Origin of the sequence: Trichloromonas sp., assembly GCF_041583255.1 — a bacterium.
Taxonomy (GTDB): Bacteria; Desulfobacterota; Desulfuromonadia; order Desulfuromonadales; family Trichloromonadaceae; genus Trichloromonas.
Map to the genome: position 1 here is coordinate 1 of NZ_JBFHGD010000015.1, position 21,988 is coordinate 21,988.

Here is a 21,988-nt window from a genome sequence, read left to right on the forward strand (position 1 = left end):
CCCGGCAGCACAATCGCCTCGATCTCGCCGCCCAGCAGCAGCCGGGCACCCGGTTTCGGCGTTTTCGAGCAGCGGGTCAGGCAGGCCCAGTCTTCATCGTTCGACGCCAGGCGCCGCACCAGAAAAACCTCGATCCGGCCGCCGCTCTCCTTTTCGCCCAGAAGCCTGGCCGGGATCACCCGGGTGTCGTTCAAGACCAGCAGGTCGCCGGACACAAAACAATCAAGGATATCGTGAAAGGCGCCGGCGTCGATTGTCTGCTCGCGCCGCTTCAGTACCATCAGTCGTGAATCTTCGCGAGACTCGGGCGGGTACTGGGCGATCAGCGCCTCGGGGAGTTCAAAATCAAAATCATTCAGATGCATCAGAGCCTGTCGAGAAACCTCGCGGAACCCGGAAAAACCGGGTCTAAATCAACCATAAACAGGGGGGAAAGTCAAATTTTTTCGGCACCCTAGCCGACCCCCAGATAAACCACCAGCAAACCTGCCAGCATCAGCAACGCCCCCAGAATCCGCAGTGAGGATTCGGGGAGTATCGCCAATTGACGCAGGGCCTTTTTTGCCGACCCGGGCGACAGAAACCAGGGGACGCCTTCAACGATCAGCACCACCCCGACAACCGACAGCAGAAACTCCATGGAGAGCCCCCCGTGAGAAGCATACCTATTTTGAGAATATTGGCAGTGAATTTGCAGCATTTTCCGTTGCTCAGGAGCGGCACATATTAGTTCCTTGCGCGGTAACAGTCAAGAACGAGTCGCAATAATTGCAAATGCAGAAAAAATCGTTGCTGGCAAGGCTAAGAACGGTTTATCCTGCGAACAGGATTAATGAATATCCCGCTGTTGCTTACTCAAATGTTCGGTTATTGCACTAACGATACCGGCATATCGCTGACAGGATTCTGCCGTTGTATTCAACTTCACCAATCCTGATGTGCAACCTCCGTAGTTTCTGCAGGTTTTCTGCAGGCCTGCCCCGGGAATTTTGATGAACTCGCTGAAGACAAAATTCCTCGGTCTCTCCACGATCATCGCCCTGATGGTTGTGACCCTGACCATCTGGCACCACCTTGTTACCCAGCGCGAGACCCTCAATCAACTGGCCCTGCAGAACAGCCGGATCCTCGGCGACACGATTCGAAACAGTGTCAGCACCTTCATGCGCAACGGGGAAAACGACCGGGTCGCTGACATTCTGGCCGAAGTCCAGAAAGAGCCGTCGCTGGAATATGTGCAGATCTTTGATGAAACGGGTCGCATCCTGCGTGCCGGCAGCCCCGAAAGTATCGGCGACCTGGTTCCCGCGATCGACCTGATCGCCTATCGTTCACAGCAGCTCTCCACCGCCCATGATCACAACGGCAAACTGTACCAGGCCCGCATTCTTCCTATTCACAACGAACCCGATTGTTACAGCTGCCACGACAAGTCCCAGCGGGTGCTCGGCATTCTCAGCATCCACGTTTCCCTCGACGAACTGGTCAGCCTGCAGAGCCAGATTGGCACCCGGACCATGACCTCGTCGCTGTTCATGTTCGGGTTCCTGATCCTGGCCATCACCGGCTTTGTTCTTTACTACGTCGAAAACCCCATCCGCAACCTGGTCAAGGCCATGAACCACCTCGAACGCGGTGAATTCGACCTGGCGTCCGTCACGATCACCACCTCCAAGGAAATGGCCCAGCTTTCCGACAAATTCAACCGAATGGTCGACCGGCTGCGAAACCAGATCCAGGAAATGGTCCGGCAGGAGCGGGAAATCACCATCAGCAAAGAAAAGCTCAGCCACCAGGAACAGATCCAAGGGATGAACCAGACCCTGGAGGAGCGACTCAAGGAAATTGAATACCTCAACAAGACCCTCGAAGAACGGATCGAGGAGATCGAGGAGGCCAACTACCGGATCGCCGACCTGGCTGGAGAACTGGAAAGCAAAAACACCACCCTGCAGCAGGCGGTAAACCGCCTTTCCGCACTCTACAACATGGGACTGGCGATCAACGCCACCATGAACCAGAGCAAGCTGTTTCAGCTTCTCATCGGCAAAACCGTCGAAACGGTAAAAGCCAGCACCGGCTACATCCTGCTGCTCGACAAGGAAACCAACGAACTCACCGTCGACGGCACCTACGGCCTGCCGGTTGCTCCTGCCGCCAACATGCGCATCCCCCTCGAATCCGGCGGCGTTTCGCACTGGGTCATTGAAAACCGCAAACCCCTGCTGATCCAGAACATCAACGACGCCGACAACTTCAACAAGGTCAGCCGGCTCGGCTTCACCCGCGAGACGGTCATTTGCGCCCCCCTGATGATCAAGGACGAACCGATCGGCACGATTACCATGGCCAACCGCCACGACAGTTCTTCCTTTTACCCGGAAGATCTCGAACTGCTGGTAACCATTGCTGCCCAGGCCAGCGTCGCCATTAAAAACGCCCAACTCTACGAAGACCAGAAGGTCTCCTACCTGAACACCGTGCAGGCCCTGGTTTCAGCTATCGAGGCCAGCGACGCCTATACGCGCGGCCACTCGGAGCGGGTCACCCGCATCAGCCTGGCCCTGGCCAAGCGACTCAAGCTGTCCCCTGAGCGGATCGCCCGCCTGGAGCAGGCGGCCATCCTGCACGATATCGGCAAAATCGGCATTGATGTCGCCCTGCTGCACAAAAAGGGGAAACTGACGGAAAAAAACATCCAGACCCTGCATCAGCATCCGCAGATCGGCGTCAAAATCCTCGAACCGATCCGATTCCTCAATAACGTCAGGAAAATCATCGAGCAGCATCACGAACGCTACGACGGCAAGGGCTACCCCAACAACCTCGCCGGCGAAGACATTCACCTTGAGGCCAGAATTCTGGCCGTTGCCGACACCTTCGACGCCATGACCTCCGACCGTCCCTACCGCAAGGCTCTCTCCTTCGATACGGCGGTCAACGAAATCCGGGAATTCTCCGGAACCCAGTTCGACCCCCAGGTTGCCGCGGCCTTTCTGGACATGATCGAAAACGGAAACCTTCGCCATTAACCGCGAGAGAGTGCCGATGGCGAACAAAACAAAAATCCGGAATCCTGCCCGCAACTGGTCGCTTCGCCACAAGATCCTGGTGCCCTTTTTTCTGATCCTCCTGTCGCTCGGCGCGGTGGCCACTGTCAGTTTCGTGCTGCTGATCACCCAGGCGCTGCAAAAGACCGCCAACGAACGGCTGGTTGCCTGCCAGGACGTCATTTTTCGGGAAATAAAAAAGCAGGAGCTCCTGCTTCAAACCTACGCCGACCTGATCGGCTATGCCTCCCTGGTCACGGAAAACGACAGGACCAGCGGAAACCTGGTCGTTCAGCAGCAGCACCTGACTGAAACGCTGGACAGCGCCGATATCACCATCGACTTCTACTCCTTCGACGACCTGGAACAGGTTCCCTCGCAGTCCCTGCGCGACCTGATCGACCATGCCGCGCGCAGCGGCAGGCATCGCTTTCGCTTCGCCACCGACCTCGGCGCGTTCCCGTCTCTGGCCCTTGCGGCGCCTCTGCCCGGAGGCAGCCGGACGAAACAGGTCCTGGTCCTGCAGACACCGGTAAAGCCAGCCTTTCTGAGGGCTCACTCAAGCGGATTCGGGGTTCGCACCTCGCTGCTGTCACTAGACGGCGACGTGCTCAGTTCCAGCGAAAGCGGTCACAACCCGCCGATTCTGTCCCGACAGCAACTCGAAGGAATCCTCAACGGCACCCCGATCATCCTGACCCGTTCATCCCCCCGGTCCACCAGGTACCTTTTCAGCGCCATCCCCCTGGGAAGCTCGGAGCTGATCCTTTCGGTCACCGAAATCCCGATGACCGACCTGAACGCCCTGGTCAACACCTTGACCCTCCGGGGAATCGCCACCATCCTGCTGTTCATGCTGCTCGGCGGGGTCCTTTATTACCACCTGCTGCAGCGCCAGGTCATGCGGCCGGTTGAACGCCTGATGCGCGCCACGAAGGCCGTCAGTCGAGGCAACCTGAACTTCCACATCGAAACCGCCGCATCGGACGAACTCGGCCAGGTCGCCCGATCGTTCAACCAGATGACGGACCAGCTGCAATCGCTCTATGACGAAAAGGTCACCCAGGAAACGATGCTGGCTTCGGTTCAGGACAAGCTCCGCTTCCAGAACATCCTGGGCGAAAAGAACCGCCAGATCGAGCAAACCAACACGGAACTCACCGCCCACGTCAGCGAACTGTCGGCCCTGTTCGAACTGATCCAGGAGATGCTCTCTTCCCTCGATCTCGACATCCTGTTCAGCCGGATTCTGCAGATCCTCAAGGATGTCGGCCCCTGCGACGAGGTCGTTCTCCTGCTGCACAACACGGAGACGCGGAAACTGCAGGTACGCAAGACGCTGGGGGTCGAACTGAACTTGCTGGATGGGGTTTCGTTCGGCCTCGATGAGGGTCTTACCGGTGAAGTCGCCAGGACCCGCGAATTGATCCATCTGCGCAAGGTCCAGGACGACCGGCGCAATCTTCACTACAAGGGCAAAAATGTAACTATCGGTTCACTGCTGTCGATTCCCATGGTGGTCAAGAACGAACTGCTCGGCGTCGTCAACCTGCACAAGAACAGCGAAGGCGGATTCAGCGACCGGCAAATCCGGATGGTTCAGGCCGTCACCGGCCAGGCCGCCATTGCCATCGAGAATGCCAACCTCTACACCCAGACCCGCGAGATGTCCAACACCGACCCATTGACCCGCCTGGCCAACCGCCGGCATTTCCAGGCCGTCCTGGAAAAAGAGAGCGCCCTGGCCCGCCGCTACCATTCGAAATTCAGCCTGATCATGCTCGACATCGATCACTTCAAACGCTATAACGATACCCACGGGCATCTGCAGGGGGATGCTGTGCTGCGAACGGTTGCGCAGATCCTGCGAAAGAATATCCGCGAAATCGATCTGGCGGCACGGTTCGGCGGCGAAGAGTTTGTCATCCTGATGACCAAAACCACCAAAGAGGGCGCCAGGGCGGCGGCCGAGAAATTGCGTCTGTGTGTCGCCGAAGAAAATTTCCCCGGTGCCGAGATAAGCCAGCCGGGCGGCAAGCTCACCCTTTCGCTGGGAGTGGCCGAATTCCCCGAAGACAGCGACAACACCGGTGACCTGCTGAACCTGGCCGACCAGGCCCTCTACCGGGCCAAGGAAGAAGGGCGCAACCGCACCGTGGCCTGGAACTCGCAAGCCCCCCCGCTCCCCTACCTTTACGTCCAGCCGATCGCCAAAAACAACGATTGATTCATTTTCGCGGACGCCTCCGCGCCCCTCTCCCGCTCGCCCCGCCCAGCAGGCTTCGGCCGGCGCTCTCCCTGCCGCAGCCCTTCAGAGCCTCTTCAACCAGCGGTCGGCTCTCCGGCAGATGCCAGAGCAGCAGGGCTTTCTGCAGTTTTTTTTCCCGCTCGCTCCGCGGCACGTGCACCGGCGCCCCGGTCAACGGGTCGCGACCGGTGTAGTACATGCAGGTCGCCAGGGTCCCCGGCGTCGGGGTAAAATCCTGCACCTGCTCAACCCGCAGCTGATGCTGCTGCAGAAAGAGGGCAGCGTCGACCATATCGCTGAGGGTACAGCCGGGATGACTCGCTATCAGGTAGGGAATGACCGCCTGGCGCAGTCCCAGCTCGCGGCTGCGCCGGCGGAACTGTTCGAGAAAATCGATGAACGCCTGCGGGCCGGGCTTGCGCATGACCTGAGTAACCTGCTCACTGGTCGACTCGGGCGCCACCTTGAGCAGACCGCCGACGTGATGGACCAGCAGATCCTCGAAGTAATCCGGCTGCCGCTCCAGCAGATCGTAACGCACCCCTGAAGCGACAAAGGTATGCTTGACCTGCCGATGCTGGCGAATCTTTTTCAATAGCCGAACCGCCCGGCTGTCTTTGGTGACCAGGTGTTTGCATGGCTGCGGATAAAGACATCCACTGCGCCGGCAGGCGGTTTTCGCCGACTCGTTGCCGCAGGCAAGCCCGTACATGTTGGCCGTTGGGCCGCCGACATCGGTGATCGTACCGCGAAACTCGGGATCGTTGGTCAAGCGGTCGATCTCGTCGAGAACAGACTGCTCGGAGCGGGACTGAATCAGCTTGCCCTGGTGTGATGTAATCGCGCAAAAGGCGCAGCCACCGAAGCAGCCGCGATGGCTGGTAATTGAAAAACGGATCTGCTCAAAAGCCGGGATCGGCTCGCGGTAGGACGGATGGGGACGCTTCTGAAACGGCAGGGCATACAGCCGGTCGAGCTCAGCTTCGCCCAAGGGCAGCGCCGGCGGGTTGACCACCACCGCCCGGGGACCGTGAAACTGAACCAGCGGCCTGGCGGCATAGGGGTTGTTTTCACGCTCGGCCAGTCGAAAGGCCTCGCCGAAAGCCGCCGTATCTGCGGCCACGTCGGCAAAGGCCGGCAGCTGCAGGCAATTCTCCGGAGCCTGCGCCGTCATCCATGCGGTGCCGCGGATATTGTTCATCTCCCGCAGCGCCTCACCGGCCGCCGCCCTCCGGGCCACTTCGAGCAGCGCCGTCTCGGCCATGCCATACAGCAGCAGATCGGCCTTGCTGTCGACCAGCACCGAGCGCCGCACCGCATCGTCCCAGTAATCGTAATGGGCCAGCCGGCGCAGGCTGGCCTCGATGCCGCCGATCAGCACCGGCAGCCCCTTGAAGGCCCCCTTGACTGCTGCCGTATAGGCGATCACCGCGCGGTTGGGCCGGGCCCCGGCCTTGCCGCCCGGAGTATAGGCGTCGTCCCGTCGGATCTTCTTCGCCGCCGTGTAATGATTGACCATCGAATCCATGGCCCCGGCGGAAACGGCGGCAAACAAACGGGGTCGGCCCATCACCTGCAAAGCGGCCGGATCACGCCGATCCGGCTGGGCGACGATCCCCACCCGGTATCCCTCGGCTTCCAGCAGGCGGGCCAGCAGGGCCACGCCGAAGGAAGGATGGTCAACGTAGGCATCGCCGGAAACGAAGAGGACATCCAGCTCGTCCCATCCCCGCGCCGCCATTTCGTCCCTGGACATCGGAATGAATGCAGAGGCCTCTGCTGACCGTTTCAGGAGTCCTGATCCTTGCAGAAGGCCGCTACCGAGCGATCATAGCTGCGCTCGCCGGCCTTGGTGAAGAAGCATCCTGGGATCTCCCCCTTGCCACGATGATACAGGACGCACTGGCAACAATTGCCGTGTTTGTCGCAGGCGGTATAGGTGCAGGTGCAATGATCCTTGGACCGGGTGGAGAGGCATTCCATAAAAACTCCTTGGCCAATCAGGGAAACAGGGGCACAACCCGCAGCCCGGCAGCTTCATCCAGCCCAAGCATCAGGTTCATGTTCTGCACCGCCTGGCCGGCGGCGCCCTTAACCAGGTTGTCAATCGCCGAAACCACGATCACCCGACCGGTACGGGGATCGCTCACCAACCCCAGGTCGCAGTAGTTGCTTCCACGAACGAATGCAACGTTGGGCAGGCTCCCGGCGGGATGAACCCGGACAAACGGTTCCTGCCGGTAATGGGCGGCAAAGATATCGATCAGTTCGGCAGTATCGGCTTTCTGCTTGAGGTTGGCATAGCAGGTCGACAGAATACCCCGGTTCACCGGCAGCAGGTGCGGAGTGAAGTTGACGACGACCGGCTCGCCAGCCAATTCGCTCAGGGTCTGTTCGATTTCCGGGGTGTGCCGATGTTTAGCCACGCCGTAAGCCTTGAACCCTTCGTTGACCTCGCAGTAGAGGCTGTCGACCTTGGCCGAGCGGCCGGCGCCGCTGGTTCCCGACTTACTGTCGATAATCAGCGAGCCTGGATCGATCAGGCCGTTTTTGAGCAACGGCGCCAGCGCCAGCGCGACGCTGGTCGGATAACAGCCCGGGTTGGCCACCAGGCGGGCCTCCCGGACCTGCTGCCGATAGAGTTCGGGCAGACCGTAGACCGCCTCGCCCAAGAGTTCGGGGCTGGTGTGAGCCTGATACCAGGCCTCGTAAACCGCAGCGTCGTGCAGTCGGTAATCGGCCGACAGGTCGACCACCTTCTTTCCTGCCGCGAGCAAGCCGGGAACGAATTCCATCGCGGTCTGATGGGGCAGCGCGGTAAAAACAAAATCGGACTTCTCGGCGACGAGGTCAACCTCGACCGGATCGCAGACCAGGTCGGTGCGTCCCTTCAGTGAAGGGAAAACATCGGCAAAAGGCTCACCGGCGTTCTGCCGGGAGGTGACGCAGGTAATATCGACATCGGGATGGTTGACCAGCAGGCGATAGAGTTCAACTCCCGTGTAACCGCTGGCTCCGACAATAGCAACCCTGATCATGGCAATCTCCTCGAACAGGAAAAGGGAAACCCGAGGGTTTCCCTTTTCTGACATTCAGGTAACAACCGGAACGAGTCCGGCTGCAGAAACCTATTAACGCTTGGAGAACTGGAAGCTGCGGCGAGCTGCGGCGCGCCCGTATTTCTTCCGCTCTTTGACGCGGCTGTCGCGGGTGATGAACCCGGCTTTTTTCAGCACAGCGCGCAGTTCAGGATTCACTTCGAGCAGGGCCTTGGTAATGCCATGCTTGATCGCCCCGGCCTGGCCCGAAGGACCGCCGCCGCAGACGTTGACTGAAATGTCGAACTTGCCGATGTTGTCGGTCAGTTCGAGGGGCTGGCGTACAACCATCTTCGAGGTTTCACGCCCGAAAAACTCATCGAGAGCGCGATTATTGACCACAATGTTCCCCGCCCCAGCCTTCATCCAGACCCGGGCGATAGAGGTCTTCCTTTTACCGGTCGCGTAGAACTTCTGCTCGGCCATCTTTATCTCCTAAATTCGATCTTAAAGTACGAGTTCTTTGGGCTGCTGAGCGGCATGGGTATGCTCGCCACCGGCATAGACCTTCATCTTCCGGAACATCTGACGACCCAGCTTGTTCTTGGGCAGCATGCCCTTGACCGCCTTCTTGATCAGATCTTCGGGGTTCTTCGCGATCAGCTTCTCAGCATTGATCGAACGAATGCCGCCCGGATAGCCGGTGTGGCGGTGGTACATCTTGTCAGCCATCTTATTGCCGGTCAGTTGGACCTTGGCGGCGTTCAGCACCACGACGAAGTCGCCGGTGTCAACGCTGGGGGTGTAAATGGCCTTATGCTTGCCGCGCAGTACGCGGGCAATTTCGGTCGCGGCACGACCCAGGACCTTACCGTCCAGGTCAATGACAAACCATTCTCTCTTGATATCAGCCTCTTTGGCAACTTGCGTGCTCATCGTCTTCCTCTCTATGCGTAAACTGTGAATTTGGGTAACGGGGACTCACAGAAGAGCTGAAATTAGCGGAACCCACCTTCGATGTCAAGGGTTTTTTACTCTTTTTTTATGACCAGGATTAATTTGCCTGCCGCCCTCAATACCAGACTTCCATCAGACACAATCCCTGCGGCGGCGCTGTCTTGCCGGCCCCTTCGCGCCGCCCCCCCTGCAGCAGGGGACGCAGGTCAGCGACGCTCATCTTGCCCTGGCCGATTTCCACCAGGGTGCCGACCATGACCCGCACCATGTTGCGCAGAAAACCGGAGCCCTTGACGTCGATATGCAGCAGGTTCTCCTGCCGCGACAGCTCGACGGCGTAGATTTCCCGAACAGTCGTTGCGGCATCGCAGCCGGAAGCCCGGAAAGCCGCGAAATCATGGCGGCCGACGAAGACATTCGCCGCTTCAGCCATGGCCTGCTCATCGAGCGGGCTGCGCAGGTGCCAGGAGGTTCGGGCCGCCAGCGGAGAGCGGATCGGGGTCAGGCAGAGGGTGTAGCGGTACCATTTGCCCCTGGCGCTGAAGCGGGCATGAAAGCCGGCCTCAGCCTCGGCCGCTTCGGTCACCGCCACGTCCTGCGGCAGAAAGCGGTTGACGCCGTCGCGGTAAGCGGCCATGGGCAGCTCGCGAGCGGTTGTGAAATGGGCGACCATTCCCCGGGCATGAACGCCGGCGTCGGTGCGCCCGGAAGAGACCAGCCGCACCGGCACGTCGAGCACCCGGGCCAGGGCCTGTTCGACCAGCTGCTGCACGGCCAGGCCGTTGGGCTGAACCTGCCAGCCGACATAGGCGGTACCGTCGTATTCGAGGGTCAGGCGAATGGTTTTCACTTATAAGAATCCCCAGATCAGCGCCAGCGCCAGCAGGCCGGCGGCAGCCAGCCCCATATCCTGCGCCGACAAAGGAGGCTGGGCGATACTTGCGGCATCCGCCATCTTTTGGCGTCCGCCCGCCACCTCGTGGGCCAGGGTGTCGGCCCGGTCGACCAGGCCGAGCATCAGCGGCGCCAGCATCCGTCCAGCCACCCTGCCGCGCTGCAGCAGGCTGCCGTGGGCCAGGTCTTCGCCGCGGCAGCGGAAGGCTTCGATCTGGACGGCACATTCCTCGCGCAGTACCGGGATGAAATGCAGCACCTGCTGCAGCAGCCAGGACAGCTCATCGACCGGCACCCGAAACCGCCGCAGCGGCGCCAGCAGCGAGGAGACGGCTGCCGCCAGCGCCTCGACCGTTGAGGTCAAAGTCAGCAGCGAGGAGAAAATAATGGCCAGCAGCAGCTGGGCGCAGACCGTCGACCCGCGCAGCAGGCCGTCATAAGAGAGCCACTCGACGCCGAACAGGGTGCGCCCGGGAGTCAGCAGCAGGTGCAGCAGCAGGGTGAAGAGAAAGAGCCAGCGAAAGATGCGGATCCCCCGCCACCAGATGCGCCAGGGGATTTGCGCCAGCAGCAGCATCGCCAGGGCGCAGCCGGCGAGCCCGAAAAGCCGCCCCGGCTCCGGTGCGGCGAAGGCGGCGACAATGAAGAGCGGCAGACCGCAGAGCTTGAGCCGTGCATCGAGGCGATGCAGGAATGAATCGCCGGGCACGTAACGCCCAAGGGTTATGTCATCAAGCAAACCCATCGCACCAATCACCAATCACCAATCACCAATCACCAATCACCAATCACCAATCACCAATCACCAATCACCAATCACATGTATTTCTCGACGAGAATTTCCGCGATCTGCACGGCATTGGTAGCCGCGCCCTTGCGCAGGTTGTCGGCCGCCAGCCAGAGGTTGAGGGCGTTGTCGCACGACTCGTCGGCGCGGATGCGGCCGACCAGCACCAGGTCCTGCCCGGCGGCCTCGATCGGCATCGGGTAGGCCTGCTCCGCCGCATCGTCGACCAGTTCGACGCCGGGAGCCGCCGCCAGCAGTTCGCGGGCCCTGGCTACCGGGATCGCGGCGACCGTCTCCACGTTCACCGACTCGCTGTGGCCGTAGAAGACCGGCACCCGCACCGCCGTCGCGGTGATGCGGATCGATTCGTCGGCCAGGATCTTGCGGGTTTCTAAGACCAGCTTCATCTCTTCGCGAGTGTAGCCGTTGTCGCCGAAGATGTCGATCTGCGGCAGGCAGTTGAAGGCGATCTGGTGCGGATAGACCTTGGAATCGCAGGGGCGGCCGTTGAGCAGCTCGCCGCACTGCACCCGCAGCTCGTCAATCGCCTTCTGGCCGCTGCCGGAAACCGCCTGGTAGGTCGACACCACCAGCCGGCGGACGGGGCTGCAGTCGTGCAGCGGCTTCAGCGCCACCACCAGCGCGATGGTGGAGCAGTTGGGGTTGGCGATGATCCCCTTGTTCTTGTAACCGGCGATCGCCTCTGGATTTACCTCGGGGACCACCAGCGGCACCTCGGCATCCATGCGCCAGGCGCTTGAGTTGTCGATGCAGACCGCCCCGGCCGCCGCCGCGATCGGGCAGAATTCGGCGCTGCGTTCCCCGCCGGCGCTGAAGAGGGCGATATCGATCCCCTTGAACGAATCTGAACAGAGTTTCTGCACCATGACCGGCTCGCCGCGAAAGTCGATAAAATCGCCGTCCGAACGCTCCGAGGCCAACAGCCGCAATTCACCGACCGGAAATTTACGCTCTTCGAGGATTTCGAGCATCTGCCGGCCGACGGCACCGGTCGCGCCGACGACGGCCACATTGAAGAGTCTGGACATGCAATGAAACTCCTTCGCTTGGAAAATTGGGGGGGTAGATATTTAAAAGACAGGGGCACGAAGAACCCCAGTTCCCCGTGCCCCAGACCTATGACGGTGCAATCTAGAGATTGGCGAGTATCGCCGCGCCGATTTCCACGGTGTTGACCTTCTTTTCACCGGCCTTGTTCTGAAAGATGTCGCCGGTGCGGTAACCCTGGTTGAGGGTTTTCTCCACCGCTGCATCAACGGCGTCGGCCGCCTCGATCATGCCGAAGGAGTAGCGCAGCATCATCGACGCCGAAAGGATCTGGGCGATGGGGTTGGCGATCCCCTTCCCGGCGATGTCGGGGGCGCTGCCGCCGGAAGGCTCGTACATGCCGAAGGTGCCTTCAGCCAGCGAGGCCGAAGGAAGCATGCCGAGGGAACCGGTCAGCATGGCGGCCTCGTCGGAAATGATGTCGCCGAACATGTTGCCGCAGAGCATGACGTCGAACTGCTTGGGCCAGCGCACCAGCTGCATGGCGGCGTTGTCGACATACATGTGCGACAGCTCGACATCGGGATACTGCTTGCCGATGCGGGTCGCGACTTCGCGCCAGACGACCGAAGTCGACAGCACGTTGGCCTTGTCGATGGAACAGACCTTCTTGCTGCGCTTGCGGGCCGCCTGGAAAGCGACGTGACTGATCCGCTCGATTTCGGCTTCCGAATACTTCATGGTATCGAAGCCGGTCCGGGCGGGGCCTTCGCCCTCAATCCCCTTGGGCTGGGCGAAATAGATGCCGCCGGTCAGCTCGCGAACCACCAGCAGGTCGAAACCGCCGGAAATAACTTCTTCCTTAAGGCTCGAAGCGCCGGTCAAGGCCGGAAAAATGATCGCCGGACGCAGATTGCAGAAGAGACCGAAAATCTTCCGCAGCGGCAGCAGGGCGCCGCGCTCGGGCTGCTCGTCCGGGGGCAGGCTCTCCCACTTGGGGCCGCCGACGCTGCCGAACAGGATGGCGTCGGAAGCCTTGCAGATATCGATGGTGGTCTGCGGCAGGGCCTTGCCCTCTTTATCGATGCCGGCGCCACCGACGTTGGCGTGGGTGCGCTCGAATTTAACGTCAAATTTCGCCTCGATAACATCGAGAACCTTCAGCGCTTCGGCCATCACCTCGGGGCCGATACCGTCGCCGGGAAGGACTGCTACCTTGTATGTCTTTGCCATGCCTGCTCTTCTCCTTTAGCGATACAAAATAAATTTAAAGCCGGGTAAACAAAAAAAAGACAGATTTTTCAAACGGTTGTCACTATAGATAAGGGACAAAATATTTGTCAAACGTTTTTTGGGCAAACCCGGCGACCGACCTGCGATTTACCGCCCGGGGTTTAACGCTGGACATCGCGGGCGGCATGCGCTAAACCTTAGCCCATCGCCCTTTACACTCATCCCTGCAACCTAAACCCGATTCAACATGACTCTTCTGCACAATCAAATTTTCATCCTGCTGCTGATCATCGTGCTCGGCGAACTGCTGGGCAAGGTGCGCCTGTGGAACCTCTCCCTCGGCCCCTCGGCGATCATCTTCGTGGCCCTGGCCTTCGGCCATGTCGGCCTCACCCTCCCCGAGGGGGTGCAGACCATCGGCCTGGCCATGTTCATCTACGCCATCGGCCTGCAGGCCGGGCCCGGCTTCGCCAGCTCGTTCCGCAGCCACGGCATCCCCATGGCGGCCGGCGTGATCCTCATGGCTGTCATAGGCACCCTGGTCACCTGGGCCTGCTGCCGGCTCTTCGGCTTCGACGCCGGCACCGGCGCCGGGCTCCTCTCCGGGGCCATGACCAGCACCCCGTCGCTGGCGGCCGCGGTGGAAATCGTCGGCCACGACCGGGCTCCGGCCGCCTACGGCGTCACCTACGGTTTCGGCGTCATCGGCATGGCGGTCTTCATCAAGCTGCTGCCGCGCCTGCTGCGCGCCGACATCGCCAGCGAGGAAGACCGCCTGTCGCGGGAACTGGCCGCAGACAACCCGCCGATCACCTTTGTTCACATCGAGGTCAGCAACCCCAACCTCTTCGGTAAACGGGTCGCCGACATTTTCCTCAAAAGCATCGCCCCGGTAACCCTCACCCGCCTGCTGCACAAGGGAGCCACCGAACCGGTGCTGGTCGGCGCCGACACCGTGCTGCAGCAGGGGGATCATCTGCGGGTGGTCGGGCGCAGCGCCGACCTGGAAAAGGTGCAGCTCTATATCGGCCACCCGGTGGAGAAGGAAATCGCCTTCGAGCGGATGCTGACCAAGAAGAGCATCGTCGTCTCCAAGCGCAAGTTCGCCGGCTCCACCCTCGGGTTCTTCAACTTCCGCGAAACCTTCAACGTGCAGGTGGCCCGCATCACCCGTAACGGCATCGACCTGCCGGCCGACGCCAACACCCGCCTGCACCTCGGCGACATACTGCACGCCGTCGGCGACGAGCGGGCCCTGCGCAACATCAGCCGGATGCTCGGCAACGATTTGAAAGCCACCTACGACATCAGCCTGCTGCCGATCCTGGTCGGCCTGCTGCTCGGCTTTCTGCTCGGCCGCATCACCCTGCCGCTGCCGGTGGTCGGCCCGCTGACCCTCGGCACCACCGGCGGCACCCTGCTGGCCGGCCTCGTCCTCGGCGCCCTCTACCAGACCGGGCCGATGATCTGGGATGTCCCTTCAGCCGGCAACCGGCTGATCCGCGACCTGGGGCTGGCCCTGTTCATGGCCGCGGTCGGCACCTCGGCCGGGGTCTCCTTCGTCGCCACCCTGCAGGAACACGGCCTGACCCTGCTGCTCTCCGGCGTGCTGGTCACCCTCATCCCCGTCATCCTGGTCGCCCTGGTCGGCCTCTGGTGGCTGCGCATCCGCTTTTTGCGCCTGCTCGGCGTGCTGGTCGGCGGCATGACCAGCGCCTCGGGCCTGGCCGCCGCCGGCACCCTCTCTGCCACCCCCTACGCCCCGGCCGCCTACGCCACCGTCTACCCCGTGGCCCTGATCAGCAAAATCCTGGCGGTCAAGGTGCTGCTGATGATCCTGCCTTGACCGCCATTGCCCCTTCCCTGAAGTAATCTGTAAATAAGATTGAGAAAGGCCGTTTCACCTATCTGAACATCGCCGTAAACCTTGGGGCCCTGCGGGAGACCCTGGAGCGCTACCATCTATCGATGACCATGGGCGCGATGCCGAGTTTGGCAAACCGCTGGCCAAAGACCTCAAGCCAATCGCACATCCCCCCTTCTACCCCATCCGCCTGCTGCCCAAGGTCCATCATTGCATGGGCGGCATCCAAATCAACGACCATGGCCAGGTACTCGCATTGCAGAACCATCGACCTGTCCCCGGTCTGTATGCCGCCGGGGAGGTCACCGGAGGCGCTCATGGCGCCAGCCGCCTGGGGAGTACCGCCATTGTCGAACGCCTGGTCTTCGGCCGCATTGCCGGACGCAACGCCGCGGCCTGCGATGGCTGAAAATCATCACGTCGCCACCTCAAGCCCCATCAACCTCGGACGGCATGACTGAACGGTCGCCAACCGCGACACGCTGCCATATTCCAACTTCGCCGAAACCGACCCCGTGCCATCGGGTATGTTTTTTTACCCGACAATACCCCGATACCTGCCCTAACGGCACCAATCCTTCAAGTGCTACTCTCACCCCATCGACCGGCAACGGAACATAGCGAACCACCGGCACGCCAAATTTCATCTTATTTTTTGACATTCTTCGATCATTCGATAGGTTATACGAAGTTAATACTTGGCCGACTGCCCCCTCTCACCAGTGGGGTCAGTCGGCCAACGAGGTCCATTAAAAGCTCATAAATCACACCAAGCCGGTCCGGGCCCCCGATCACGCAACTCGAAAAACCCGGCCGCACCCTGCTCCCGAAAAAGGGGAGACAACCACATTATGGGAGGTCAAGGCATGAAGGAAAAAAACGGGCATCAGGAAGATCGCCGCAAATTCCTGGTCGGTATGGGTGTAGCGGGCGCAGCGGTCACCCTGGCCGGCCCCGCTCTGGCGGTATCGGCCAAAAGCAGCGAAGTGAAGTGGGACAAGGAGCATGAGCTCGTCATCATCGGCTCGGGCTTTGCCGGGCTGGCCGCGGCCATCCAGGCCAAGCGTCTCGGGGCCAAGGATGTCGTCATTTTCGAAAAAATGCCTTACTTGGGCGGAAACTCCTCGATCAACGGCGGCCTGTTTGCCGTTCCCAACTCGCCGCTGCAGCAGAAAGAGGGGATCAAGGATTCCCCGGAGATCATGGTTCAGGATCAGATCAAGGCCGGCCGTGGCATCGCCTACGAAGATCTGCTGCTGCACATCGCCAAACATGCCCAAGAGGCCCTGCAGATGACCCTGGATGCCGGATCCGAGTATTTCCCCTACCTGCAGCAGCTTGGCGGCCATTCGGTGGCGCGCACCTACCAGACCACCGTTGCCTGCGGCGCTGGAATCACCCAGCCGCTAATCAACGAGTGCAAAAAACTCGGCATAAAACTGGTCAACCGCGCCAAGTTCGACGGCTTCGTTTTTGACGACAAGGGCACCGTGGTCGGCGCCCGAATTCTGCAGGGCTACTATTTCGGCCGCGGCGAAGAAGGCTCCCCGATCCATGTTCGCTCAAAGCGCGGCGTGCTCATCGCAACAGGCGGCTTTGCCAGCAATGTCGGGCTGCGCTCTTCGGAGGATCCGACCCTGACCGAGGAAGTCGGCACCACCAACCTGCCCTGCTCGACCGGCGAAGCCCTGCTCGAGCTTTTCCGGGTCGGCGCCGTGCCGGTCCACATGGCTCACATCCAGACCGGCCCCTGGGCCTCCCCCGACGAGGAAGGCTTCGGCTATGTCTCCAACTACTCGATCTACAATTTCGCCCACTCCATTTCCGTCAACGTCAAAACCGGCCGCCGCTTCATGAACGAGATCGCCGACCGCAAGGTCCGCTCCGATGCCCAATTGGCCAACCGTGACGACCAGGGCAATCCGTTGCCGCCGATCACCATCACCAGCTACGAGCACGCCAAAGATCATCCGACCATGGAGAAGGTGCTCAAGTACGGGGTCGGCTGGAAGTTCGACAACCTCGAGGAAATCGCCAAGAAGTGGAACATCCCCCTCGAGCCGCTCAAGGCCCAGGTCGAGGAATACAACGGCTATGTCAAGGCCGGCGAGGACAAGCAGTTCGGTAAGCCGATGGAAAAAGCCAAGGACAAGTACCTCAAAGGCCCCTTTGTCGTCATCCGCAACTGGCCCAAGGTTCACTACTGCCAGGGTGGCGCCCGGATCGACATTCAGGCCCGTGTCCTCGACTCCTTTACCTGGAAACCGATCCCCGGCCTCTATGCCGCCGGCGAAGTTGCAGGAGGGGTGCACGGCCTCAGCCGCCTGGGCAGTTGTTCCATTCCCGACTGCATGGTCATGGGAATGACCGCCGCCAAAACGATGATGGAAGCCTAACCAGGGTCGACAAGGAGAAGTCATGAAAACATACGGAAAAGAAATCATGCTTGTGATGTTGCTCGTCTTTGTCGCCGGCACCAGCTGGGCTGGGCAGACGCTGACAAAGTACGGCGACTTCGAGGGAAGAACCTATCATGCGGATCTCTACAAGGGCGAAAAGTGCGTTGCCTGTCACGGCAGCCAGGAGCCATCCGGCCTGCCCACTGACGACGTCTGCCTGAAGTGCCACGACCTGGAAAAGCTGGTGACCTCGACCGCCCGCCCCGAAAATGAGAAGTGGCAGAACCCCCACAACAACATGCACTGGGGCAAGGACGTGCCCTGCATGGAGTGCCACGGCGAGCACCAGGAAATCAAGCCGCTTTGCCAGGGGTGCCACACCTTCAAATACCCTAAATTCAAGAATTAACAGTTAGCCTGCAACAAACACAAAACGGCCAGTCACCTGTAATCGGGTGACTGGCCGTTTGTCTCTGGAAATTCGCTTCTTTTCAGTCGATGACTGTCACAGCGGAAATCACGATCGGCTCCTTCGGCACATCAGCATGGCCGGCCAAAGTCGCGGTCGCCTGCTGCTCGATGGTGTAGACCACCTTCATGCCGTCGACCACCTCTCCGAAGACCGCGTAGCCGAAATCCTGCTCGCTGGTGCCGGTGTTGTCGAGGGACTTGTTGTTCTCGGTGTTGATAAAGAACTGGGCGGCGGCGCTGTCGACCTCAGAGGTCCGGGCCATGGCGATGGTGCCGGTCTTGTTCTTCAGCTTGTTGCGGGCTTCGTTGACGATCGGCTCGCGGGTCGGCTTTTCCTGCATATCCGGGGTGTAGCCCCCGCCCTGGATCATGAAACCCTTGATGACCCGGTGGAAGATGGTGCCGTCGTAATGGCCGGCCTTGGCGTAGGCGATGAAATTTTCGACGGAAACAGGCGCCTTGTCGGCGAACAGTTCAAGAATGATCTCGCCCAGCGACGTGTCGATCTGGACCAGGGGATTCGATGCGCTCATGACTCACCTCGATTTGGAATGAAAAACGGGCCGATTATAACGATCCAGCCGCTGGGGGGCAAGCCTTTAACATCCGGCCATCGGCCCCGGCCCCGCTAACAGGTTCAGCCTTTACGCACGAAAATCTCGCGGGCCAGTTCATCATCGACGGCGAACTCGGAATTGCCGACCTTGAATATGAACGTGGGATAGGTGCGGCTGAGCAGCAGATTATTGCCCGGCAGCACCCCCATGCTCATCAGCTTCTGCATCTTTTTCGGATCGGAGGTCGACAGGTAGGCGATCTCACCGTTTTCGCCGGCCTTGAGCTCGGTCAGGGCGACCACCCCGGTTTCGCCGCTGGCCCGCGCCGCTTCGCAACATTCGCCGGGCGGAATCGGTTTGCCGTGGGGACAGGTGGTCGGGTGATTGAGCAGGGTGCAGAGCTTGGTGTCGACCCCGAGGCGCAGCAGGTGTTCGAACTCGCAGGCCCGCTCGTCGCCGGAAGCCCCCTTGAGGTCGAGGATATCCATCATCAGGCGCTCGGCCAGGCGATGCCGGCGGACGCTCATGCGGGCATCGGCGCGGCCTTCGTGACGCAGGTAGACCCGTTCGCCCTTGATCTCGACGTAGGCGATCCGGTCGAGCTCCTGCAGCGCCTGGTCATCAGCAGCAACGCCGAGCGCAGAGAGCTGGGCGGCGTTGTCCCCCTCCTCCTCGGTGGCGATCCACAGGGCCTCGAGAATTTCTTCGGCTTTTTCAGAAAGCTTCATTGATTCCTATCCTCTCCATTTTCATTTTTCTTATCGTTTTCAGCAAAGCGCCGCAAGTAGGCCGGCGTCGCCGGATTTTCATGACCGCAATAGGGGCAGTGTATCTTGCGGCAGCCGCCCGCGCACAGGCCGCAGGGCTTCTGTACCAGGTCCGCGGGAATTTCCCGGTTGCAGAATCCGCACTTCATGCCAGCACTCCCGTAAGAAGCAGCAGCTTGTTCAGCGCCCAGCCCGAAGTAAAGGCCAGCAGGGTGACAAAGACGAAGATACCGATGGAGACCTTCCAGCCGCGCTCCTTCTGCATGACCAAAAACTGGGCCACGCAGGGAACGAACAGGGTCAGGGTCACGGCCGCGACGGTCAGCTGCACCGGGTCGAGCAGGCCGGAGGTCTGCAGGTCATAGAGGCCGGCGGCGCCGAAATCGCGCCGGAAGAAGCCGAAGATGAACGCGGGGGCCACATCGGCCGGCAGGCCGAGGGCGTACATCGCCGGGGTCATCGCCCTGACCAGCCAGTCGAGGGCGCCGGTCAACTTGCCGGCCCACAGCAGGATCGAGGCAATGATGAACAAGGGGAATATTTCCAGAAAATACCACTGCATGCGGGTCAGGGTCTTGACCAGCACATTGCGCAGCTGCGGCAGTCGCAGCGGGGGGATTTCCATGTAAAACATCGCCCGCTCACCCGGCACCAGGCGGGCCGCCAAAAAACCGATGACCAGAAAGACCAGGGTCAGGGACAACGACCAGACCACCAGCGCACCGGGAACCTCGGCAAGCAGGCCTAAAATGACGCCAAGCTGGGCGCTGCAGGGGATGGCCAGCGCCAGCAGCACGGTGGCAATCACCCGCTCGCGCACCGTCTCCAGGGTGCGGGTGACAATGGTAGCCATGGTGTCGCAGCCGAAGCCGAGCACCATGGGAATAACCGCCCGGCCGTTAAGGCCGATTTTCTTGAAAATGCGGTCGACCAGCATGGCCAGGCGGGGAAAGTAGCCGGTATCTTCAATCACCGAGAAAGCGATAAAGAAGGTGCCGACGATCGGCAGCACGATGGCGACGGCGTAGCGGACGCCGAGGGTAAAGATGCCGTATTCGCCGACCATCAATTCATGCAGCCAGCTCCAGGTGAGAAACCGGTCCGCCAGAGCGATAGCGTAAGGATTGATGATCTCTTCGAACAGGCTCCCCTCGAGCAGGTCGACGATGGTGCCGGCGCCGAAGCCGCCGACAAACTGGTACAGCCCGAAATAGAGCACCGCCAGCAGCAGAGGGAAGCCGGTCCAGGGATTCATGGTCCAGGCCGAAAGCCGCTCGCTGAAGGGAGGCGCGCCCCCTTCCTTTTGCGATACCACGCCGTCGAGCAGCCCCTTGCAGATCCGCTTGCGCTCCAGGCTGATGCGCAGATGCAGATCGACCCGCCGCTCGAAAACGATTTCTTTCACCGCTTTTTCAATGGCGGAGGTTGCGCCCGCTTCCCGCGTGCGCACCCGCTCCTGGATTTCCTCGTCCTTCTGCAGCAGCAGCAGCGCCAGGGCGCGGCGGTCGAGCAGGTACTCGCCGTGCAGCAGCGAGGCGACCTTGAGAATATCCCGCTCCAGGTCGCTCGAGTAGCCGAACCGCGCCCGGTGTTCACGGTCGAAACCGGCGATGGCCGCCCGGATTTCGCTCAGCCCCCGCTTTCGTGCCATGGCCGCGCCGATGACCGGGATGCCGAGTTTTTCCTGCAGCAGGCCGATGTCGATGGACATGCCGATGCGCTCGGCTTCGTCCATGATATTGACCACCAGGATCACCGGCAGCCCCGCCTCGATCAGCTGCAGGGTCATGGGAAGCATGCGCTCGATGTTGCGGGCGTCGAGCACGTGAAGTACCACGAAGGGGTTTTCTTCGAGCAGGATCTTGCGCGCGACCCGCTCTTCCTCGGTGATCGGCAGCAGCGCGTACATGCCCGGCGTATCGAGCACTTCGCAGCGACGGCCGGCGATCTCGCAATGGCCGCGGGAGACTTCGACCGAGGTGCCGGGGTAGTTGGAAACCGTGGTGTAGGCACCGGTCAGGGCATTGAACAAGACGCTCTTGCCGACGTTGGGGTTGCCTACCAGGATAATCTTGCGGGCTTCGTGATGCGTTGCAGAAGAAGACATTCTTATCGTTTCCGAAGTCTAAGATTGACAATCATTTTCAATGGCTAATCAAAAAAAATCAAGGTGCCTGTTTCTGGCACTTGGCGCAGAGGCCGAAAATTTCGAGACGGTGGCTGACAATGGTGAAACCGTGGTCCCTGGCAACCTGTTCCTGCAGCTGTTCGATGCGGGGATCCTCAAATTCGATGATGGCGCCGCACTCCTTGCAGATCAGGTGGTCGTGATGCTCTTCGCAGGTGGTCGACTCGTAGCGGGTCTGGCCGTCACCGAAATTGCGGGCTGCGGCAATACCGCACTCGGAAAAAATCTTCAGGGTGCGGTAAACGGTGGCATAGCCGATCCCGGGGTGTTTCTTGCGCAGCTTGAGATAGAGGTCTTCCGTCGACAGGTGCGAGTCGCAGCGGAGAAACTCATCGAGAATGATTTCCCGCTGGCGGGTCGACTTGAGCCCCTGCTGGCTCAGGTAATCGCGAAAAACCTGTTTTCTCTCTCCCATTTGACACCGCCCCTTTGAAATTGGTTTTCAATTTACCTCATGGGTCCGAACCGGTCAAGCGGTTTTCATAAAAAACGCCCCGATCGGACCGGGGCGCCTGTTCTAAATCGAT

General features: G+C 60.6%; 22 protein-coding genes. 6 read left to right on the forward strand and 16 right to left on the reverse strand.

Features of this window, described 5'->3' with window-relative positions; all coding sequences use genetic code 11:
• Together ABYV89_RS02310 and ABYV89_RS02315 are read right to left on the reverse strand one after the other, a co-directional pair.
• Positions 1-365, reverse strand: a 365-nt coding sequence (locus ABYV89_RS02310; RefSeq protein ID WP_432821308.1) for an S-adenosylmethionine:tRNA ribosyltransferase-isomerase, incomplete at its 3' end; no start/stop codon positions are given.
• 89 nt (positions 366-454) lie between these two features.
• Positions 455-640 carry a DUF2065 domain-containing protein gene (locus ABYV89_RS02315; protein WP_432821309.1) on the reverse strand — a complete coding sequence of 62 codons (186 nt, stop codon included), beginning with the start codon at positions 638-640 and terminating at the stop codon, positions 455-457.
• A gap of 352 nt (positions 641-992) precedes the next feature.
• On the opposite strand from ABYV89_RS02315, the gene ABYV89_RS02320 reads away from it, so the two are divergent.
• Together ABYV89_RS02320 and ABYV89_RS02325 are read left to right on the forward strand one after the other, a co-directional pair.
• Complete coding sequence (locus tag ABYV89_RS02320; RefSeq protein ID WP_432821310.1) at positions 993-3,032, forward strand: HD domain-containing phosphohydrolase; 2,040 nt, start codon at positions 993-995, stop codon at positions 3,030-3,032.
• 16 nt (positions 3,033-3,048) lie between these two features.
• The gene (locus ABYV89_RS02325) at positions 3,049-5,277 is read left to right on the forward strand and encodes a diguanylate cyclase (RefSeq protein ID WP_432821311.1); all 2,229 of its coding nucleotides are present in this window, start codon (positions 3,049-3,051) and stop codon (positions 5,275-5,277) included.
• A gap of 1 nt (position 5,278) precedes the next feature.
• Here ABYV89_RS02325 and ABYV89_RS02330 read toward each other — a convergent pair whose 3' ends face one another.
• From ABYV89_RS02330 to leuB, 9 genes are all read right to left on the reverse strand, one after another.
• Positions 5,279-7,054, reverse strand: coding sequence for a YgiQ family radical SAM protein (locus tag ABYV89_RS02330; protein WP_432821312.1), 1,776 nt, complete (start codon positions 7,052-7,054; stop codon positions 5,279-5,281).
• A gap of 32 nt (positions 7,055-7,086) precedes the next feature.
• Complete coding sequence (locus ABYV89_RS02335; RefSeq protein ID WP_432821313.1) at positions 7,087-7,281, reverse strand: DUF6485 family protein; 195 nt, start codon at positions 7,279-7,281, stop codon at positions 7,087-7,089.
• A 17-nt stretch (positions 7,282-7,298) separates the two neighbouring features.
• Positions 7,299-8,336: an N-acetyl-gamma-glutamyl-phosphate reductase gene (gene argC, locus ABYV89_RS02340; RefSeq protein ID WP_432821314.1), complete on the reverse strand. Its 1,038-nt coding sequence runs from the start codon at positions 8,334-8,336 to the stop codon at positions 7,299-7,301.
• 93 nt (positions 8,337-8,429) lie between these two features.
• Positions 8,430-8,822 (reverse strand): 30S ribosomal protein S9, encoded by a 393-nt coding sequence (rpsI, locus tag ABYV89_RS02345; RefSeq protein ID WP_432821315.1) that lies wholly within the window; start codon positions 8,820-8,822, stop codon positions 8,430-8,432.
• A gap of 21 nt (positions 8,823-8,843) precedes the next feature.
• Positions 8,844-9,272 (reverse strand): 50S ribosomal protein L13, encoded by a 429-nt coding sequence (gene rplM / locus ABYV89_RS02350; RefSeq protein ID WP_432821316.1) that lies wholly within the window; start codon positions 9,270-9,272, stop codon positions 8,844-8,846.
• 136 nt (positions 9,273-9,408) lie between these two features.
• Positions 9,409-10,143 (reverse strand): tRNA pseudouridine(38-40) synthase TruA, encoded by a 735-nt coding sequence (gene truA / locus ABYV89_RS02355; RefSeq protein ID WP_432821317.1) that lies wholly within the window; start codon positions 10,141-10,143, stop codon positions 9,409-9,411.
• Positions 10,144-10,932 carry an energy-coupling factor transporter transmembrane component T family protein gene (locus tag ABYV89_RS02360; protein ID WP_432821318.1) on the reverse strand — a complete coding sequence of 263 codons (789 nt, stop codon included), beginning with the start codon at positions 10,930-10,932 and terminating at the stop codon, positions 10,144-10,146.
• A gap of 71 nt (positions 10,933-11,003) precedes the next feature.
• Positions 11,004-12,023: an aspartate-semialdehyde dehydrogenase gene (locus tag ABYV89_RS02365; RefSeq protein WP_432821319.1), complete on the reverse strand. Its 1,020-nt coding sequence runs from the start codon at positions 12,021-12,023 to the stop codon at positions 11,004-11,006.
• Positions 12,024-12,126: 103 nt separating this feature from the next.
• Positions 12,127-13,215, reverse strand: coding sequence for a 3-isopropylmalate dehydrogenase (gene leuB / locus ABYV89_RS02370; RefSeq protein ID WP_432821320.1), 1,089 nt, complete (start codon positions 13,213-13,215; stop codon positions 12,127-12,129).
• Positions 13,216-13,462: 247 nt separating this feature from the next.
• On the opposite strand from leuB, the gene ABYV89_RS02375 reads away from it, so the two are divergent.
• The gene (locus tag ABYV89_RS02375; RefSeq protein WP_432821321.1) at positions 13,463-15,061 is read left to right on the forward strand and encodes an aspartate:alanine exchanger family transporter; all 1,599 of its coding nucleotides are present in this window, start codon (positions 13,463-13,465) and stop codon (positions 15,059-15,061) included.
• A 109-nt stretch (positions 15,062-15,170) separates the two neighbouring features.
• Here ABYV89_RS02375 and ABYV89_RS02380 read toward each other — a convergent pair whose 3' ends face one another.
• Entirely contained in the window at positions 15,171-15,347 is a 177-nt protein-coding gene (locus ABYV89_RS02380) for a hypothetical protein (RefSeq protein ID WP_432821338.1), read from the reverse strand.
• On the opposite strand from ABYV89_RS02380, the gene ABYV89_RS02385 reads away from it, so the two are divergent.
• The 3 genes from ABYV89_RS02385 (at position 15,294) to ABYV89_RS02395 (ending at position 17,887) form a co-directional block, all read left to right on the forward strand.
• Complete coding sequence (locus ABYV89_RS02385) at positions 15,294-15,488, forward strand: FAD-binding protein (protein ID WP_432821322.1); 195 nt, start codon at positions 15,294-15,296, stop codon at positions 15,486-15,488. The genes ABYV89_RS02380 and ABYV89_RS02385 overlap by 54 nt on opposite strands.
• 457 nt (positions 15,489-15,945) lie before the next feature.
• A complete protein-coding gene (locus tag ABYV89_RS02390; protein WP_432821323.1) occupies positions 15,946-17,475 on the forward strand; it encodes a flavocytochrome c in 1,530 nt (509 codons plus the stop codon).
• A gap of 22 nt (positions 17,476-17,497) precedes the next feature.
• Entirely contained in the window at positions 17,498-17,887 is a 390-nt protein-coding gene (locus ABYV89_RS02395; RefSeq protein WP_432821324.1) for a cytochrome c3 family protein, read from the forward strand.
• 82 nt (positions 17,888-17,969) lie between these two features.
• On the opposite strand, the gene ABYV89_RS02400 is transcribed toward ABYV89_RS02395, so the two are convergent.
• From ABYV89_RS02400 to ABYV89_RS02415, 4 genes are all read right to left on the reverse strand, one after another.
• A complete protein-coding gene (locus ABYV89_RS02400) occupies positions 17,970-18,482 on the reverse strand; it encodes a peptidylprolyl isomerase (protein ID WP_432821325.1) in 513 nt (170 codons plus the stop codon).
• Positions 18,483-18,586: 104 nt separating this feature from the next.
• Positions 18,587-19,234 (reverse strand): metal-dependent transcriptional regulator, encoded by a 648-nt coding sequence (locus ABYV89_RS02405; protein WP_432821326.1) that lies wholly within the window; start codon positions 19,232-19,234, stop codon positions 18,587-18,589.
• Positions 19,235-19,418: 184 nt separating this feature from the next.
• A complete protein-coding gene (gene feoB, locus ABYV89_RS02410; protein ID WP_432821327.1) occupies positions 19,419-21,380 on the reverse strand; it encodes a ferrous iron transport protein B in 1,962 nt (653 codons plus the stop codon).
• Between the two features lie 58 nt (positions 21,381-21,438).
• Positions 21,439-21,876 (reverse strand): Fur family transcriptional regulator, encoded by a 438-nt coding sequence (locus tag ABYV89_RS02415; RefSeq protein ID WP_432821328.1) that lies wholly within the window; start codon positions 21,874-21,876, stop codon positions 21,439-21,441.
• Between the last annotated feature and the right edge of the window lie 112 nt (positions 21,877-21,988).